The 18933-nt window shown below is 53.5% G+C and carries 14 protein-coding genes; 12 read left to right on the plus strand and 2 right to left on the minus strand.

The genetic code is table 11. The features are described from left to right. Nucleotides 1–6: 6 nt before the first annotated feature. Nucleotides 7–1542 carry an MATE family efflux transporter gene (locus LCF40_RS11175; protein WP_224828534.1) on the minus strand — a complete coding sequence of 512 codons (1536 nt, stop codon included), beginning with the start codon at nt 1540–1542 and terminating at the stop codon, nt 7–9. A gap of 177 nt (nt 1543–1719) precedes the next feature. On the opposite strand from LCF40_RS11175, the gene LCF40_RS11180 reads away from it, so the two are divergent. From LCF40_RS11180 to LCF40_RS11190, 3 genes are all read left to right on the plus strand, one after another. After that, nucleotides 1720–3114, plus strand: a complete 1395-nt coding sequence (locus LCF40_RS11180) for an NAD(P)/FAD-dependent oxidoreductase (RefSeq protein ID WP_224828535.1) — start codon at nt 1720–1722, stop codon at nt 3112–3114. Between the two features lie 386 nt (nt 3115–3500). Further along, on the plus strand, nt 3501–4142 hold the full coding sequence (locus tag LCF40_RS11185; RefSeq protein ID WP_224828536.1) for a hypothetical protein: 642 nt from the start codon (nt 3501–3503) through the stop codon (nt 4140–4142). Beyond that, complete coding sequence (locus LCF40_RS11190) at nt 4139–5224, plus strand: tyrosine-type recombinase/integrase (RefSeq protein ID WP_224828537.1); 1086 nt, start codon at nt 4139–4141, stop codon at nt 5222–5224. The genes LCF40_RS11185 and LCF40_RS11190 overlap by 4 nt, the downstream gene beginning before the upstream one ends. A gap of 414 nt (nt 5225–5638) precedes the next feature. On the opposite strand, the gene LCF40_RS11195 is transcribed toward LCF40_RS11190, so the two are convergent. Beyond that, a complete protein-coding gene (locus LCF40_RS11195; protein ID WP_224828538.1) occupies nt 5639–5998 on the minus strand; it encodes a hypothetical protein in 360 nt (119 codons plus the stop codon). 557 nt (nt 5999–6555) lie between these two features. On the opposite strand from LCF40_RS11195, the gene LCF40_RS11200 reads away from it, so the two are divergent. The 9 genes from LCF40_RS11200 to LCF40_RS11240 all read left to right on the plus strand — a co-directional run bounded on the left by LCF40_RS11200 (nt 6556) and on the right by LCF40_RS11240 (nt 18695). Further along, nucleotides 6556–6699, plus strand: coding sequence for a hypothetical protein (locus tag LCF40_RS11200; RefSeq protein ID WP_224828539.1), 144 nt, complete (start codon nt 6556–6558; stop codon nt 6697–6699). A gap of 1 nt (nt 6700) precedes the next feature. After that, nucleotides 6701–8335 carry a DNA primase family protein gene (locus LCF40_RS11205; protein WP_224828540.1) on the plus strand — a complete coding sequence of 545 codons (1635 nt, stop codon included), beginning with the start codon at nt 6701–6703 and terminating at the stop codon, nt 8333–8335. A gap of 803 nt (nt 8336–9138) precedes the next feature. After that, nucleotides 9139–10017: a hypothetical protein gene (locus LCF40_RS11210; RefSeq protein ID WP_224828541.1), complete on the plus strand. Its 879-nt coding sequence runs from the start codon at nt 9139–9141 to the stop codon at nt 10015–10017. 102 nt (nt 10018–10119) lie between these two features. Then, complete coding sequence (locus LCF40_RS11215; protein ID WP_224828542.1) at nt 10120–10767, plus strand: hypothetical protein; 648 nt, start codon at nt 10120–10122, stop codon at nt 10765–10767. Between the two features lie 550 nt (nt 10768–11317). Then, nucleotides 11318–11809, plus strand: a complete 492-nt coding sequence (locus LCF40_RS11220; protein ID WP_224828543.1) for a hypothetical protein — start codon at nt 11318–11320, stop codon at nt 11807–11809. Continuing rightward, on the plus strand, nt 11810–12190 hold the full coding sequence (locus LCF40_RS11225) for a hypothetical protein (RefSeq protein WP_224828544.1): 381 nt from the start codon (nt 11810–11812) through the stop codon (nt 12188–12190). Nucleotides 12191–12693: 503 nt separating this feature from the next. Beyond that, a complete protein-coding gene (locus LCF40_RS11230; RefSeq protein WP_224828545.1) occupies nt 12694–16851 on the plus strand; it encodes an Eco57I restriction-modification methylase domain-containing protein in 4158 nt (1385 codons plus the stop codon). Between the two features lie 130 nt (nt 16852–16981). Continuing rightward, the gene (locus LCF40_RS11235; protein WP_224828546.1) at nt 16982–17557 is read left to right on the plus strand and encodes a hypothetical protein; all 576 of its coding nucleotides are present in this window, start codon (nt 16982–16984) and stop codon (nt 17555–17557) included. Between the two features lie 184 nt (nt 17558–17741). Continuing rightward, the gene (locus LCF40_RS11240; protein ID WP_224828547.1) at nt 17742–18695 is read left to right on the plus strand and encodes a DUF4268 domain-containing protein; all 954 of its coding nucleotides are present in this window, start codon (nt 17742–17744) and stop codon (nt 18693–18695) included. Nucleotides 18696–18933 lie beyond the last annotated feature (238 nt).

The following is an 18933-nucleotide window of genomic DNA, read 5'->3' on the forward strand; positions in this document are numbered from 1 at the left end:
TCCGCTTCAGTCGGCGGCCACCGCCTCCGTCTCCGGACGATACGTGCGGCTGACGGCCTTCCACCGGCCGGTCGAGAACCGGTAGCAGACGACGACGGCGGGGACGAGCGTTTCCGCGACGAGTGCGGCGAACAGCCCCGCGATTCCGAGAGCGGGGATCGTTCCCACGAACGGGATCGCCAGGGACGTCGTTCCGAGGAACGCAAGCGGGAGCGCGAAGCCGTAGAGGCCGAGCAGACGGCCGTACAGCGGCCACCGGGTGTCGCCGCTGGCGTTCAGCGGGCCCGCGGCGGCGCCGTTTATCCCGTTGAAGATCACGCTCACGGCCGCGACCTGGACGAAGGTGGCCGTCAGCGCGAGCGAGTCGCCGGACTCGACGAAGACGCCCGCGATCGGCTCGGCGAACGCGAACGCGCCCGCGGCGATCGCGAGGTAGACCAGGAGGGTGAGCTTGAGGACGTCGTCGCCGTAGGCCCCGGCCTCGAACTCGTCGCCCTGGCCGAGTTCCTGGCCGACGAGCGAACTCGAGGCGAGGTTGAGCCCCCAGTTGGGGGTGTCCATCAGCCCGCGGACCCGCTGGGCGATGACGAAGGCGGCGACGACCTCGGGGCCGAAGACCGCGATCACGGCGAGCAGGGGGAACTGGGCGGTCGACCACACCAGGTTGGTGGCGACGATCGGCGTCGAGATGTCGATCAGGTCCCGGGTCAGCCCCCGATCGAGGTAGGGCCCCCGCAGCGAGACCGTGACCGGGAACCGCCCGACGAAGGGGACCGTCCCTCCGAGGAAGCCGTAGACGAAGAGGGAGGTGACGAGCACGTTCGCGAGCACGGAGCCCGCGGCGGCGCCGGCGACGCCCCAGCCGAGGCCGAAGACGAAGACGGCATTGAACCCGATGTTGGCGACGGCGCCGCCCCCGCGAACGACCATCGCGGCGTAGGAGTCGTCGACGCCGACCAGCGTGCGGCTCGCGATCAGGTTGAGGCCGATGAAGACGGTCGCGACGCTCATCACCCGGAGGTAGGTCGCGCCGTAGGCGGCCATCGCGGGGTCGGTCGCGACCAGCCCGACCAACTCGTCGGGAACGGCCGCGAAGACGACCGAGAGCGGGAGCGTCACCAGGAGGGTCAGCCAGACGCTCTGTTTGACGACGAGGTCGAGTTCGCCGTGTTCGTCGGCGCCGAACCGCTGGGAGACCAGCGCGATCGTGCCGCCGGCGATCCCGCCGCCGAGGGTGCCCGCGAGAAAGGCGAAGGGGGTCGCGATCCCGATGCCTGCGACCGCGCCCGAACCCAGGACGGCACCGACCATCGCGAGGTCGGCGACCGACTGGGAGGTCCGGGCCAGCCCCGTGACGATCCGGGGCCAGGCGAGTTCGGTCGCGCGTTCGACCCGGGAGCCGTCGACGTAGCCGGCACGGGCCAGCGGGGCACCGACCACCCACAGCAGCCACTTGACGGGGTTGCGGAGGGCTCTCGAGAGGACGAAGGCGACGATACGGGCGAGGCGCAGAGAGACGCGGAGGGGGTTCTGGGGGGACATAGGGGCAATCGGAAGTATAGTTCCTCAACGGAGTCGAGAGTATACCCGTTTCGATCCGGAGGCGCTTACTGACGAGGTACCACGGGACGGACCACCACACGGCTCGAACGCGCCGGTCAGCCGCCAGGTCGGGCGGTATCAGGCAGTTTATTACGGTCGCCTGAGTGTCCCCGGAGTATGACTACGGGGAGCGAGCGTGCCGACGTCGCGATCGTCGGCGGCGGGCCGGCGGGGGCCGCCGCGGCCGAGCAGGCCGCCGCCTACGGCGCGGAGACGGTCCTGTTCGAGCAGGGAGTGCCGAGGGAGGACCGCGAGGGACTCGGCCCGGACTCGACGGACGCCGCCGGGATGCTCGACTACTGGGTCGACATTTTGGACATCCCCTTCTCGGAGATCCCCGACGAGGTCGTCCTCCGGGAACTCGAGGGCTGTGACTTCGTCGGGCCGACGAGCGAGGTCGAACTGAACTCGACGGGGATCGACGCCTCCTACCCCGGCTTTGGCTTTACGTTCGACCGGACGCGCATGGACGACTGGCTCCACGAGCGCGCCACGGATGCGGGTGCGGACCTCCGAATCGGGACCGGGGTCTCCGCCCTCGAGAGCGAACGCACGTCCTCGGGATACAGCCATCGGCTCACGCTCGCCTCCGGCGAGGAGCTGGTGGCCGACCGGGTCGTCCTCGCCGACGGCCCCCAGCGGCGGATCACCATCGACGCGCTCGATCAGTTCCTTCCCGACGATCGGAGCGCCTCGGATGCTCTCTCGCCGCCGCGGGCGAACCACATCGCCTACCAGGAGTACCGGGAGTTCCCCCCCGAACTGTTCTCCGAGTTCGATGACCGCCTGAAGTTCTGGTGGGGGCACATTCCGGGCGAAACCGCCTACCCCTGGATCTTCCCCAACGACGGCACCGTCGCCCGCGTCGGGCTGACGATGCCGATCGGAATGGACCTCACCGACGTCCCCAACCGTGACTCCTACAAACTCCTGCGCCCCGGCGACGCCCGAATTCCGACCGGCGGGGAGTACGTCCGCCGGCTCCTCGAGGCGGAGTACGGCGACGAGTACGACGTCGAAAGCGAGATCCCGCGCGTCGAGGACCGCGGGAAGTCGAAGGGAACCGAAACGTATCCCATCTCCTCGACCCGGCCGATCGACTCGCCGGTGGGGGCGGGAATTGCCGTCGCCGGCGGCGCGATGGGGACCACGTCGGCGTTTCACGAAGGGGGTTACCACGTCGCCGTCCGGACCGGGTCGATCGCGGGCCGGCTCGCGGCCTCCGGCACCCTCGATCGGTACAACGACGTCTGGAAGCGCGCGATCGGGGCCGAGATCCTCCGGAACGTCTCCTTTGCGGACATGGTCGCCGACTATGAGCCCGACGACTGGGACCGCGTCTTCGAGGTCGTCAACGGGATGACCGACGCGGGGTCGGCGGGCGTCCTGCTCGACCGGAAGTACGCCGCCGGGATCGGTGCCTCGAAGATCCTCGCGGGCTACAAGCGCCGGAAGTTTCGCTACCGGAACGGGCGGTACGTCCAGCTCGCCGAGGACGAGTACGCCGTCTGATCGCGGTCGTCGGGCCGAGAGCTTTTCCCCGGCCGGCTCCTACGGGGAACGCGCGCCTTTAGTCCCCGGCCGAGCCGACCCGTTCGGGTGCGATGACAGCACGGCGAACCCGGGCGCGCGACATCCGAAGACTCGGGATTCCGCTCGGAATCCCGGACTCGACGGTTCACACCGTCTCACAAGTCGCGGTTCCGCCAGGAACCGCGCAACCGGCGGCTGACGCCGCCTCACAGATCGTGGGTTCTAGCGAACCCACGCGACGCCCGGCACGAGGGTTAGCCGACCGACACGGCATGCCGCCAGGGATGAGGTCGGACGTTAGTGTTCCGGGCGACACACTCCACTTTATAGATAATACTTATAAAAGAACGCCTTGTTATGGGGATATGGGCGAGACAAACCCCGACCGGATGATACGTTTGTACTTTGGTCAACCTGGAGATCAACGACCTACGAAAGAGGAGGTCTCCAAATTCATTACAAACGAGATGGGTCTTGTAAGAGGAGATGACAAAGAACCACAGTGGTCGAAGGGGATTGGCGAGCTTATTCAACGAGGGATGGAAGCAGAGCAGGGACTACTCGACTCTGTTAACCACGACGAACGTGAACGGCTTCAGGAACTCGAGGATAAAGTAGATAATTACCGTGCTCAGGTGCAACGCCTGAAAACGCAACTCGATCGCCAACGTGGGGAAGAAAGCCACCTTGATGCGGCCGATCGTGTGCATCGAATTGAGGCCAGTATTCTCGAAGTCCTTTGTCAAAACGAGGCTGTTGGTCAGCATGCCGGCCCCCGTGGTATGAACTATATCGAACTGTACGACATCGCCCGAAAAACCGGCTATGAATTCAACACCGTTCTCCAGTATGCTCGGACCTTATCTCGACCCGAGGGTGGCGGACACGTTCAACTGGATGACTACGACGAGAAAGCGAAAGCCACCAGCCGTGATGCATTTGAAACCTACTGTGAGGCGACAAACATCGATCCGGATCACATCCGGCGACAAAACGGAGAACTATGACTGACAACGAGACTCTGGCGGAAATTCGTGATGAAGTAAAAGCTATTCGAGAAGACAATCGCGAGTTACGAAAGGAGAACAGCGAGCTGCGTAAGGAACTCCGTGCCATTCGAAAGGGGGGTGATAAACCAGATCCGCCTTCGAATGACGACATTGTAAGTGGTTTCTTCACGACTCGAAACTACGCTAAATCAACTGAGAGACCTTACCGACTCAGCATCAAGTACTTTCGCGACTATCTTGGAGATGAGCCCCTTTGTCACGTGTCAGAACAGGATGCCCTCGACTTTGCCGCCAACTGGTCAGGAAGAGAAGGAAACGATGTAGCCACCAGTACCATGGAGGCCTACCTCCGCCGCGTGAAGAAGCTCTACGACTGGATGTGTGATCGAGAATGGGGACCTGAGACGAACACAGTCGCGACCGCGCTCGATAGGTATAAGAGCCAGAATAGTGCTGAACTTCGGCGGAGTGGCCAGCACAATGGGACTGCACTTCAACCTCATGAGTACACCGCCCTACTAAAATGGAACCGATCGCCTCGTATCTATGCTCTACTGATGCTGGCTGCAAAAACCGGACTCCGTCGCAAGGAACTCGCCCTGCTGAAAGTTGAGGACGTCGATCTGGATTCAAAGAAACTCTACAACCGATCACCAAAAGGTGTCGGTGACACACGACTCGCAGAGAACGACGCCGACCAGAAACTTTTGGATGATGAGACAGTCGATGCAGTCCGGGACTGGCTGGAAACACATGGCGGTGACATGGACTGGATGTTCGCGAACGAAGAGGGTAACCATGTTTCGACGATGACGATCTCCAGATGGGTGGAGAAAGCGACTGATCGTGTAGTTCAGGCTACTGATGACGATGAGCTGGCCGAGGTAATCGACGAGTTCACGCCGCACGATGCCCGCCGCTGCTTCACTACATGGCTCAACCGGGGAGGCTGTTCTCGTGATGTTATCAAGGGACTTCGTGGGGATGCCGCCGGTGACATGGTAACACTTTACACACAATATAATGAAGACGAAATTCGCGAGGAATACGAGTCTGCAATGCCTTCAATCGGGGTCTGATACCCCCCACCCCACCGCACGTACATACATACGCGTATTCATGTACGTGCGCCATTTGACCCCCCACCGATATTCGCCCCTAAAAGCAAATTGTCAGGTTGGGATCAGTCTACGGGCTATTTTAGTTGGGGGCCTGTTTTCAGCGTCGGTTTGAACAACCCATTTAGATAGCTTGTGAGATCATTATTGAATTATAATGACTCTATGAGCTGACACAGGTTCAGTGCCCGTGTCTCCTGATTAGAAAGAATCGATTGCGTACTAATTCGTGGTTTACCGATTCGTATCAACATATAATAGATCAAATTAATCTCGCAAAGTAAAGAAGAGGCTGATGGCACTCCGGGTCGGTCAGTATTCGTGTAAAGATGGATTAGGATCTATTTCTGCTAAAGCCAGCGCCCGTATACACTCTTAGGGCTCTGATTCAGGAGAATTCAACCATTGGAGCATCTTGCAACGTTTGTCGAACTCTTTCAATTGTCTGAAGAATATCCATGGATTGAAATCCTCAACCCGTTCCCATTCACGAAGAACGATCGAGATCTCCCAAATCGGAATCTCCGTCTCCCAGTCCTCAACCTGGAGTATCTTGAGTTCTGCGCGGTCCGGGTGGTTCTCTGGGACCGTCGCATGGATGAAGGTGTTACCCTTCCGAGCGCGTACTTCTGTCTCGTTAATCGGGCCTCCCTCGCCGATCTCGAAGCCCATCCCATGAAGTCCTTCCTTCACCACGTCCGCCTTGTACCTCCCGGTCGTGTTCGGTTGCTTCACACCATCACCCCAAGCTGTGTATCTGTTAACTTCGTCACTATACCCCTAATAACGTCCGTGCAAGCGTTTCTAACTTCCATCTTTGGATTACTTATCGATTGAAAATCGGTACCTCGTGTCAACTCACAATTGTGCTCTAACACAGTATTACCTACACTCTGATGTGTATTAAGAGTTGCCCCAGAAGAGTACAAGATTTTGATTATAGATATAGGAAAGCGGGTTTTAGGGCCTTTTGATTCCTTTTGAGGGTGTATTAGAGTGGTCTGAATTATGTCCTGTTCCGTCCAATATGGATTAGATTCGGTCAAAATTAGTGCAACATACCCGGACAGAAACCTTATATAGCCTCTTCCTGTACGTGTTACTACAAACATATGGTGCGGAAAGCTGTTACAATTACGGAGGAACAGGACCACTACCTTAGCGACCGACACATCGAGTTCAGCGGTTGGGCACGGTCGCAAATCGAAAAACGCCGAGAAGAAGAAGGAGCCGAAGGCTTCCCCAGTAACCGAATAAAGCGCGAGGGGGACATGGTGCGGAAACAAGTCCGCATGGACGACGAGCTCGGTGCGTTCATCGATGATAATCATATCCGCCTTAGTCACTTCATCCAAGATCAGATTGAGGAGGAGAAAAAGCGGGAGATACGACTCTTAGAGCTTGAAGAGATGATGGAAGAGAGTGAGGCCTGGTAACATGGCCGCTACTGAAGAGACGTCGGACGACGACCCAGTGCTCTCAGAAGATTACGACTACGAGAGCATCATGGAGGCCGTCGAGGACGATTCCGATGCGGTATGGGACGACACCCTCATCCACGCGCTCGCAAAGTCAAAGAACGACTCAGGGAAGCTCTGGGCGCGGTTCAGTGGCCAACTGACCGAGATCGATAGTATTGGCAATGCTAATTCATACAAAGGTGTCATCGGAGCAAGAGCCGAACAGCTCGCCAGCGAGTCACCATCCGCGGCGTCCTTCGATGCCGACGAGTTTGCGGACGAGCTTGACGTGTACGACATGAACGACCGCGAGCGAGCACGAAACGCATATGATTGGATAGCTGACAATCTCGACATATGTGCGATCGAAGAAGAATCGATCGATAACGGCACATTGCTCGGCTACGATAACGGTATTTGGTCTGACGGAGGTGAGAAACCAATCACCCGTACTCTCAACACCCTCCTCCAAGGGACCAGCGCCCCGACAGTCACAAACACGGTGATCAATCAGTATATTAAAGCGGAGAACGAGACGAACGTCAGCGTCGAGAAACTCGGGCTTGACCCCGGTCTCGTCGCGGTCAAAAACGGTGTGCTCGATCTCTATGAGGGGGAGATTATCCGCGATCTCGAACCTGCTGACTATGCCACGAAGATGGTTCCCCACGAGTACCACGCCGACGCCGAGTGTGAGCGGTGGGAGCAGTTCATCAACGAGATCATTGAGGTCGGGAAGCGAGCCATGATCCAAGAGTACGTCGGCTACTGTCTATTCCAGGGCGGCTATCCCTACGCGAAGGCGCTCATGCTGCTTGGGGATGGTCGAAACGGAAAATCCACGTTTCTGGATACAGTAGAGAAACTTCTGGGTCACGACAACGTGATGGGGGCCGACCTTGGCGAGCTTTCCGAGGGACGGTTTAGCGCGTACCGTCTTGAGGGCAACTTGGCGAACATTAACGCCGACATCGAGGGCGACGAGATCACCCACTTCTCGATGTTCAAGAACATGACTGGGGGAGATATATTTCAAGTTGAGCAAAAGTTCGGCGATCCATTCGATCTGCAAAACTCCGCGAAACTGATCTTCGCGGCCAACAAGATCCCGCAAGCCGATACGTACGAGACGGCATTCTACCGCCGATGGCTAATTGTCACGTTCCCGAACAAATTCACCCTCAACGAGGATGATACTCACGGTACAGTAGATCCCGATCTCGAAGACACCTTAGAGGCTGAAATAGAAGGGATCCTCGCGTGGGCGGTTGAAGGCTTTCAGCGCCTCTGCGAGAACGATGGCGTATTCACGAACCAGCGTGATCCAGAAGAGGTGATGGACGACTGGAGCGCGTTCGCCGAGCCGTACAGCGAGTTCATCCACAAATGTCTGCACCACTGCAACTCGGAGCCAGCAACTTCAACAAAGGAGATCTATGAGGCATACAAGGCCTTCATTAAACACCGACCGTCGTCACCGATCAGCCAGCAGAAGCTCACAGAGTACGTCAAGGAAGCATTTGACGACCCTAACTACGGTACATACCGGAGGGACGGTGACCAATTCCGAGGATTCAGGAACATCCACATCGACCCGCGAAAGGCCATGTGACGGGGCCGTCACACTCGAATATTCTAACCGCAGTACGGCGGCGACCCCCATTCCGGTTTGTGACGGCCCCCTTCCCCCCGTCACACCCTAAAACCGCAAGCGTGCGTCGGGTTGATCCACATTTTGTGACGACCCCCTCTGCACTTCTTTCTCACTATAACCACCCCTCCCTCCTACTCATACATGGGGTGGGGGGTATGATTCTGTATTTCTTTTTGCTCCGAAAATCCGTCACATGCGTCACACCCCCGACGCACGCTGGTGGTTTTCGTGTGACGGCCTCAATCCGGGATCGTCACACCCCCTCGCAGTCATGCGATTTATTGTGACGGGTTGATTTTGAGGCCGTCACATAGAGGCGATTCAGGTGAGATTGTTGCTACTATCACCAAATCGAGATCGGAATGCCATCAGCTTCAATCTGGATGTAACGAACCACGCGACTCGAAGCGTGAGATGGTTGAGGATCTGGCTGCGAAGTTCGAGAAGGGAGAGGTGACGATCCCTGCGTCACTCACTCAGTTGCGACGAGAGCTCGAGCACTTCGAGTATGACGTGACGGCTCGGGGGAACGTGCGCTATCATGCGCCGGAGGGAGAGCATGACGACTGTGTTGATTCGTTAGCCCTTGCGGCTCGTGCTGGTGGCATGGTTTCGTCGACGTGGTAGAAAGAGTCCCAATTCGCAGATTCCGCGGGTTCCCAGATCTCTCCGGTAGGGGGTGCGAACGTGGGATTTTATTTTTTGTATTTTGGGCCGAAATGTATAGCAGATATTATATGTAGATAGTTCAAGCCCAGTGTATGATCGAGACTCTGCGCGAAACTTTTGATGTTGTTCTGTTGGGAATTACTATTCTCATGGTGGCGTTTGTAGCGGCTTTTCTAAATGGTGCAGTAGAGATCGGGACGGGTGCCGCTATCTCGATTGCCGCTACGCTCTTCGCGGTGTGGGTCGCGTATTTCCAGTCGTTGCAGAATTACAAGCAGGCTAAGGACCAACACGACGATCTGGCCGAATCGCAGCGTGAGATGATCGAACGGTACGATGAAGAACTTCAGCTTCTCAGAGAACAGATCAAGGAATCTCGGAAAGCACGACTTGAATCACATTTCACTGAACGCGTAGAGATTATTGAAGAAACCATATCGGTATTAGACACTCATTGGGAAAGTTTGGAAGACCCAGATGGGATAATTTTAAAAGAGCCTGTTTTTGATGAAGACTCTGTTGAAACCATACATTTAGAATATTTTAAAGAAGAACACCCAGATCTATTCGAAGAACTTGATGAATACTATGATAAACGTCAAAAATACCACAATGGAATAATTGATGTGCGAGACAAGTTGCGCCCACATGTAGAGATCTACCTAAGCAATTCAAAGGATGAACGGACAGATGATGGGGAAGCGATAACTGAATTTCTCCTGTTTGGAGCAGCACCTCCCCCAAACTGGATTCGAGAAAATCTTGACGTTAATCATGATACTTTTGACCTCAGGGAAGACATTGCTCGCTCAGGAGATTTCGATTCGGCCCACACAGGGATATTTCTCAATGAACATCCAAGTTGGTGGATGGGTTTTGTTGAGACTCAAAAAGAATTCCGATCAAAACACAAGCATCTGGAAAGAAAACTTGATGATGTTAAAACAGAACTGAAACGACAGGGCGTATAGCGTAATCATTGAATCATTCTCATCTAATTCATGATAATTAATTTAAATTTATTATATTAATGATTAGGTAGTTTCAAGCCCTGTCCTGTCTATCCCTCCAATATGCCGAAGCACGGGTACGAACGTATCTGGTTCGATGAAATCACGACGGAGGGTAAATTTCCACGTGGGGCGTTGACGATGGACGTAGTGTTTGAAGACGACGCTGGGAACGAGTATGTATGGACGCCGAAATGGGAGGAGATGCAGAACTTGTACTCGACGGCGGAGCGTGTCGAAGAGTTGAATGAAGGGGGTGGGGAATATCTGGAGGAGTTGAAGGCCTTGCAGCGGTTCAGCGGGCCAACAATTATCCGTCTGGCCAAGTGTATCAGCAATCATACTTCACGCAGTGGTGTTGAAAAGAAACTCAATGATGAGACGGTCATAGGAAAGGAAACAGCCGATAGAGAGCAGGTTGCCCAGATTTTCACCGAGGCCGATCTTCCGGCACCTGAGTATCCTCGAAAATTCACTATGTCTAATAGATGGAGGCTCATTCGAGATCACCTCCAACAATTGAACGAGGAAGACTATCAGAACATCATCGACGTGATTGAGGTGATGGTACACCGAAACCGGCACGTAGATGCGGAGGATCGACGGCGCACGATTATTGAGGAGATGAACAAGGTTCTAACGTATGAGAATATGGAGATCACGATTGAAGGGAAAGTGAAACTGATCGGAAGCGAATTTGACGAAGGGTAATACCGTTCCATCGTAGCGCGAACCGTGGTGTCAATAATATAATAATATCTGACTTTCTTCAAGCTTCTGTTTGGCGTCCTCGATCTGATTCTGGTTACGTTCGACCTGATCCATGTTCTCCTGTACGAAGTCCACGATCCCCTGATCGATCTCTTCATCACCACTAATCTCTCTAAGATATAAGAAATTTTATAACCCCTCACGTGTTATTCTAATATAAGGAATCACGGATAGCGGTTGCTCTGGGACTAACCGTCTCAGAAACCCGGTGGTAGGTCACCGGATTCGTGCTTCCCACTGCGAGGTGACAAGCGATGCAAAATACAGGCCGACGAGTGGAAACGCTTTCGAATCAGTATCCCGACGCCGAACGAGTCGGGGATCACATCGTTCTCGACAAATCCGAGTGGTGTCCTGGGAAACACCCGGAGCCCCACCTCCGCGATGAGCACCAAGTCGGGTACGTCGAGTCGTACTACCGTTGTATTCGGTGTGGGGTCGAGGTCATGCGGACACGCGATCTTCCTGATGAGTGCGAGGGGGACAAGCAATGAGGGTCGTAGATGCTCGAGTCGATTGGAAAGAAGACGTCGGAAACGATCCGGTTCTCTACGTCCTTGCCGATGAGATCTCACAACTCGATGAAATGCGCTTCGAGCGTCACGAGGACGGCCTGTGGTATGCCGAGAGGGACGGACTTGCACGCTATTTCTCGTGGTCGGGACCGGGCAACGAGGGCGGGTTCAGCGGCCAATGCTACGCGATCACGACGGTCGACGGCGAAGAGGTGACGCTCAAAGGGCCGTGGTCAAGCCGGGCGGGCGTCTTCAACAAGCGAGGGTTCGGTCCCGTAGTCGATGTGAGGCTGACGACCGATCCCGAGGGCTTCGAGCGAGGGAGGACGTTTCGGGGGAGATCGATTACCCTCCGCCAGGCGAAGACAGCGGCCGATATCGTCGGTGGATGCCACCTGGAGAGTGAAATTCGCTTCAACGCTGAGGAGCCTTACTGGGTTGTCAGGGGCAACGGGGGTGGGGGGTAGTTGTCCGAGAGCGTCCAGCCCGACCTCGATGACCGAACGCTTCGGGCGGCGACACAGGAGATGTGCGTCGAGGAAAAGGCCCGTGCCTTATTCGAGGTCACCAGTGAGTCGGGGAGGACGTACACTGTGGATCTCCGTGAGGGCGTCTGCTCGTGTCCCGATTTCGAATATCGGGATGGCGTCGAGGAGTGCAAGCATCTGCGGCGAGTTCGGATCGAGGTGAATCAGGTGGACATCGAAGCCCTGCAATCGGAACTCGCCTCGAGAGCGACGGACCTGCAAGCGGATGCAGAACAGCTCGAAGACGAGGCCCGGAAACTCGATGAACAAGCGAGGGAGATCGAGAACGCACTCGATTCTCTCCAGGAGGTCGCGCGATGACCCAGTCTTCACCGCCTCAACCTGGGGGTCGGACTCCGGAAACACCCTTCCACTGGGCGTCCATCGACCGGAGAGGGACGAAAGGGTAGTGAAACAGCTGAACCGAGGTCAGAGTCGGTGCGTTCGATGACCGGGCCTGCGAAGGTACTCCCAGGAGCACAGGTTGGGAACATTTGTTCAGGCTGTAACAAGGGTATCCAAACAGGTGATCTCGTGCGGCCGTACGCGACCCGGTTTGAGTACGATGGATGGGTGGTCCGACGGCTTTGGTTGACGGCTGTGGGGAGTCAACGATTGGACGAGGAACAGATGGCGGACGAGGCGATTATCAGGGCGGTCTTCTGGAAACATCGGCTTGCGGCGGTTGTGGTCAATGATTGAAGCAGAGAAAAATGGATCGTAAGAAACCAGAAATCACGCCTATTCATGATTTTATGCATTCAACCGTCTCAATTTGTTCGTTATGTATTTGTAAGTCGCCTATCCAGTATAGGACATCCTGCATGAGTCAAGCGACTCTCCACGAACGTCCTTTCGTAAATTCGGGCCTCTTCAAGAATCACTACCTTGACGAACGAGTTAGTGAACGGAATGAGTGGGAGTGCGACGATGACGCCCGAGAAGCGATGGAAGAACTTCAGTCTCTTTACGAACTGGAGGGTGATCTCGTCATAGGTAAAAAAGAAGGTGAACTTATCGATGACTGGATTGATGGGGTACTGGAGGCACTCGGCTTCGGTACTCAGAAGGAAATCACCCTACCAGAAGGTGGTGGTTTCGTTGACGAATTATTATTCGAAAGTCCGGCCGCACGTCGTGATGCCGCAAGGGTTTATTTGGATACCAAGGACACGACTGATCTATTCGAGCGCGCCGTTAGTGTGGTGGAGGCCAAACAGTGGGATGCCAGTTTCACTGAACGCTTCAGCGAACAACGGCCCTACCGAAACGCCTCACACCAAATTAAACACTACCTCGAAAACACAACACCAAATCTCCAGTGGGGTGTCCTCACGAATGGTCGTAAGTGGCGGCTCTATGGCACAAACGACTACGAGACCCAGACCTACTACGAAGTTGATCTCCCTGCACTGTTGGAACGTGGTGATCTGGATGCGTTCAAATATTTCTATGTGTTCTTTCGGCCGGCGGCGTTTCATGAATCGATGGGAACCACGTTTCTCGATGAGGTTTGGTCCGAAAGCGAACTCGCGTCGCAGGAACTCGGAGAAGACCTTCAGGATAACGTCTTTACCGCGCTTCGGGTTCTCGGGCGGGGATTCATCGAGACCAACGAAGACCTCAACATAGGCTCGAACGACGAGAAGGCGCTGGACGAACTCAAAGAGCAATCGCTGGTGTTACTCTACCGGTTGATGTTCGTACTGTATGCCGAGGCGCGGGGACTGATCCACCCCGAGAACCAGTCGTCCCAGGACGAATATGAGGAGAATTTCAGTCTTGATGCACTCCGGCTGGGGATCCACGAGGAGATCGGTGAAGTTGACGAAGGCTTCGAGGAGGAGTTCAGCGAGTATTCGACCGGAATGTGGGGTCGTCTGGAGGATCTATTTCGACTTATTGACCAGGGCGAGGAGAAACTGGGGATCCCGCCGTACAATGGTGGGTTGTTCGACGATGAGGAACACGAATTCCTGGCCGAGCATGAGGTAAGTAACCAGTATCTTTCTGAGGTCATATACCGGCTTTCAACCACACAGAATGATGATAACCGATATGTATTGGCCGATTATATCGATCTCGATACTCGTCACCTGGGATCGGTTTACGAGGGGCTGTTGGAACACCAGTTTCGAATCGCACCCGAACAGTACGTGGCGGTTGCAGAGGACGGGAGCCAGGTCTGGAAGCAAGCCACCGAAGTGACGGGTGCTGATGCCATCGAGGCGGTGCCCGAAGGTGGGTTATACGTCGTCAATGACGAAGGAGAGCGCAAGGCGACAGGAGCCTATTACACCCCGGACTATGTGGTGACGTATATCGTCGAGGAAACGGTCGGGCCGCTTGTCAAGGAGACACGGGAAGACCTCATCGAACAGGGTTTCGACCCGGGGACCAAGGAGTATATCGGCCCGTTCTTCCAGCGCGTAACCGACTTACGAATTCTTGATCCCGCGATGGGGAGTGGTCACTTCTTAACAAAGGCAACGGGCTATCTCTCTGAACAAGTAATGGCGGAGGTACGCGATGTGGAATCCGAGTTCGGTGTCGCGTTCAACGAACAACACGTCCGTCGAGAGATCGCCAAGGAGTGTATCTACGGTGTTGACTTGAATGGAATGGCTGTGGAGTTAGCGAAGCTCTCGATGTGGTTAGAGACGCTTGCAGCGGATCGTCCGTTAGCATTCCTCGATCACCATTTCAAGCAAGGTAACTCGCTCATAGGGTCGGACATCGAATCCATTGATGAGTTAGAATCAGATGCCAACGATGATGAGGAGCAGTCGTCACTGGCGGAGTTTGGTGCGACCACAGAGGGGACTATTGAGCGGCTGATGGAGATCTACGGTGAGTTCCTCGCTATCGGAAACGATACAGTTGAAGGCGTCAGGAAGATGAAGAAAAAATATAATGAGATCGAACAAGATGAATTGCGTCAGCGTTTGGTAGCGATGGCAAACGTCTATTCTGCTGAGAATTTTAAATTAGATCCTCCCAGTGGAATATATGAAAGGATGGCAAAGGCGCTTGAAGATGATGAGGAGTGGAGTAATGTTACTGAAACAGACTGGTTTAGTCAAGCCCAGGAAATTTCTGATAGGCATAATTTCTTCCATTGGAGATTATCTTTCCCAGAGGCTTTTTATCGAGAGAACACGGGCCAGGGTGAAAAATTAGAACGGGAAGACCCCGGTTTCGACGTAGTAATCGGAAATCCCCCATATTTGAATGCCTGGTCAATGACCGAGAAGATGCCAGAGTTGCGCGAAGCGTTGAAACATCGGTTCGATGATTCTGGGGCCTTAGAAGGACATTGGGATCTGTATATTCCCTTTGTAGCACATTCAATTGAACTCACCCGAGATCATGGCCATCATTCGTTTATCCTTCCAAACACGGTATTAACAGAAAAATACTCAAAACAGTTGAGGGAAATAATCCTTTCAGAACATAAGCTGAAGAGCATACTCGACTTCGAAGAACGGGAGGTCTTTCCTGGAGTTGATCGACAATGTGTTATTTATACAATCGAGACAAATCACGGTCATTCTGAAGATGAGCATTCACTTCGAACATGCCTACAACAGGACCCCTTCAAATATCAGGAAGAAACTAAAGCAACTCCAGATATCTGGTTGAATGTATATAATCATCAAATCCGCGTTGATGAGGATTATGTTGAAAACCATCTTCAACTGGTTAAAAAGATAGACAATAATTCTAATGAATTAGGCCAGTATCTCTATGTAAATGTCGGTGCTACCGTCTCAAGTAAGGAATCGGGCGAGTTCACTAAATCAGATGTTGTGTCTGATGAACCCGTTGGTAATGCTGAAAAATTCTTTGAAGGAACTGATGTGCAACGGTGGCATATTGACTGGAAAGGTCAATGGCTTGACTATAGGGAAGATGAGATGTCGGGATCTCGTCAGTCAGAGATGTTTGAATCTGAAAAGGTTGTAGTCAGGAAGCGAACGGATGAAGGTGGTCAACTCGCAGGAGCTCTCGACGACGCTTTCATGTACTGTGACGACACAGTGATTGTCTGTTGTGACTACGAACCATTAGAAGGAACCGGTGCGACTACTGATTTCGAAGGGTTCGAAAGATTAGATGCAACCCCTGATCTGTCATTTATTACGTCACTGATCAACTCTACGTTCATGTCATGGCTGTTCAAATATAAGTTCGAAACCGGGGCCCTGCAAGGATCATACTCTGACGTCTGGCCACAATCTGTTCGCCATTTTCCGATACCAGATGAAAATACGTACAACTCAGGGTATGGTGATAACAGTAACATTACAAATTATGAAGAGAAACTATCCAGTTTATTTTCTGATATTGTTGAAAGTAAATCTGAGAAGGAAAACCTGAATCTTGATTTAGCGGATTATCTCGGCAATTATGACGATGGATCGACCCTTTCTGATCTGTCGCCGATTCGTCCAGAGGGTTTTGCTGATAGCATACTGAATGAGAGCGAGGGAACGACTGATGAGTTTGAAACTCTTCGAGTCACAGATATTGAAATACATCGAGAAAATGACACTCTAACTATCGTTGCCATCCCATATGTGAAACCAAATGAGTCTGTCCAAGATGAATATGACACAAATAACCGGGATTACACAACGCTTGATCCAGAGCCAGCGATGGTCTTCCAGGGACTTGATGAAGAGATGATCGCACTGATCAGTGGATTTGTCCCGTACGCTATAGCCAACGAAGAAGGAGGATTCTCAGATAATGCAACGAAAACGATTTCACTAATTGATCGGCTTGAAGACATCACCCTTCCGGAATTAGATGATGTGAAGGAAGATATAGGTCGTTACCGAGAGAAGGTTAATCGTGCGGATGAGCTGAATGACCGGATACAGGAAAAAGAGCGTATTATCGACGAACTGGTATACGAATTGTACGACCTGACAGAGGAAGAGATCGAAATTGTAGAGGACGCAGTAGCTGATGACTGATTACCCTTTGTTAGAAGAAGAGTATCCTACTGCTCGTATAATTCGGAGCACCCTCACGGAGTTCGTTAGGGAACTCGCTGACGAACTATCTCGATCAACAGTCACGAAGCTCGTGTTTGGGACCGTCAGCTTGTCTGATTCCGACCTCAATTTTGGCTACAAATGCGAAGAGTTCACCCGAATCCTTCTTGTCGATAATCTTTTAGACGCAGTGAACCTACAGTATCGTCCCGAACCGAAGGCGCGGGGTCTCGAGCGTGATCGTTGGCCCGATTTTGAACTATCAAATACTGTGATTCCAGTAGTAGGAGAGATTAAACCGCTCAACGATATTTCAGCCGGTGAGGATCAGATCAAAGCCTACCTGAGCATTGACGGCTTCGACACACCATACGGGATCTTAACTGATGGAATTGAATGGCGAGTATACGGTCCTGACCGCTCGGGAGCGGGATACTCCATTTGGGAACAGGTCCGGTTGGATAACGCGTTTCAGATGGTAGCGGATGATCAAGAAGTGATTAGGAGTACTGGCTTGAGGTCAACAATCCGCAAAGAAGGAGTGGCTCAAATCACGGACTTCGTCCGGACGTTTGAACGCAATCAATTCGATGACCGGACGCTAATTGCCCTACCAAAACCAGAACGTGAACTATACATTCCAGACAACTACGATTCGCAATCGTCCTTCGACGATTTTCAATAGACCGCCAACACAATGGTAAGTAGAAATTCCCCCGTTTAATAACCATATTATTGTATTATACGGAACGGTTGAGAGTCCCATTCTACAACTGAGCGCACCCTGCTATCAGCCTCGCAATCCGCACCACCATTATCCCGAGTTGATACTCCACTATTGATTTAGTGTCCTATCTCAAAGACGGACTATGGAGAGATACGTCGCACAAATCCAAGATCATAACCTCCGGACTGTATGGGAAAACGAAGAGCGTGGTTTCACTCGATGGCTCGCGGAGAACATTGATCTACTGGGCTCAGAACTCGGAATTGAGCTTGAAGATGCGCGCACTGAGGAAGCAGTAGGGGATTTTTCGTCCGACATCGTGGCTCGGGAGATGAATACCGGCGAAACGGTTGTAATCGAGAATCAGTACGGTAACACCGATCACGATCACCTTGGGAAGCTATTGACGTACTCTTCTGGGAAGAATGCTGGTTTCACAATTTGGTTAGCTGAAAACTTTAGGCCCGAACATCGTAGTGTTCTGGAATGGCTTAATGAAAGTGGCCCCAAAGATGTGAAGTTCTTCGCCATCAAACCACGGGTACTGAGCATAGAGGGCTCAGACGAACGAGGGTTTGAATTTGAGATTGTCGTTGAACCCAATGACTGGGAACGGGAGATTGTTGATGACTCTCTTACGGAGACGGAACACAGCTATCGTGAGTTTTTCGCAGAGATGGTGGACACATATTCGGCAAGACGACCTACTTGGAACAAGCTGAAACCGGGCCCTCGAAATTACCTTACTTTTAGTGCTGGGACGAGTGGTGTCAGTTTCGGGTGGGTCTTTCATCAGACACCTGGTTTCTCCGTGGAGCTGTATATTCAGACCTCAGACCCCGACCGAAATTTGGCTATCTTTGAGGCTCTGAAGGAGGAAAGCGACAAGATCGAGTCGAATCTTGATGCTGAATTGATTTGGCAACGGCTTCCGGAAAAAGCCGCTTGTCGTATCAAGTGGGCAAAGCCGATTGAACGAAGGATCACCGAGTTGAGTATGGATCAGCGAGCGCAACTGATCGAGTGGGGTGCGGAAACGATGGACGAGTTCCAGGAGGACTTGGAACCTCGTATCCGTTCCTTGGACGTGAGTTAATTCTGTGACCTGTTTGCTCTCACCTAATCCTACTTCCGCGGTTGAGCGTAGAGTGTGTTTATCCTCGTTCGAGACTTGTACCACAGAGGCTGCAATCAGAGAGAACAGGCTGATTCGGGTTCTGAAGCCGAAGTGTAATCGATAAATTAATTTATTCAATAGCACTGAATGACATCTTCAGCGGAGGCAAAATTGCTATACTTCGGGGGCTTCAACCTACTCCAGAGGGCGACTCCAT

Origin of the sequence: Saliphagus infecundisoli, from assembly GCF_020177375.1 — an archaeon.
GTDB classification, from domain to species: Archaea; Halobacteriota; Halobacteria; order Halobacteriales; family Natrialbaceae; genus Saliphagus; species Saliphagus infecundisoli.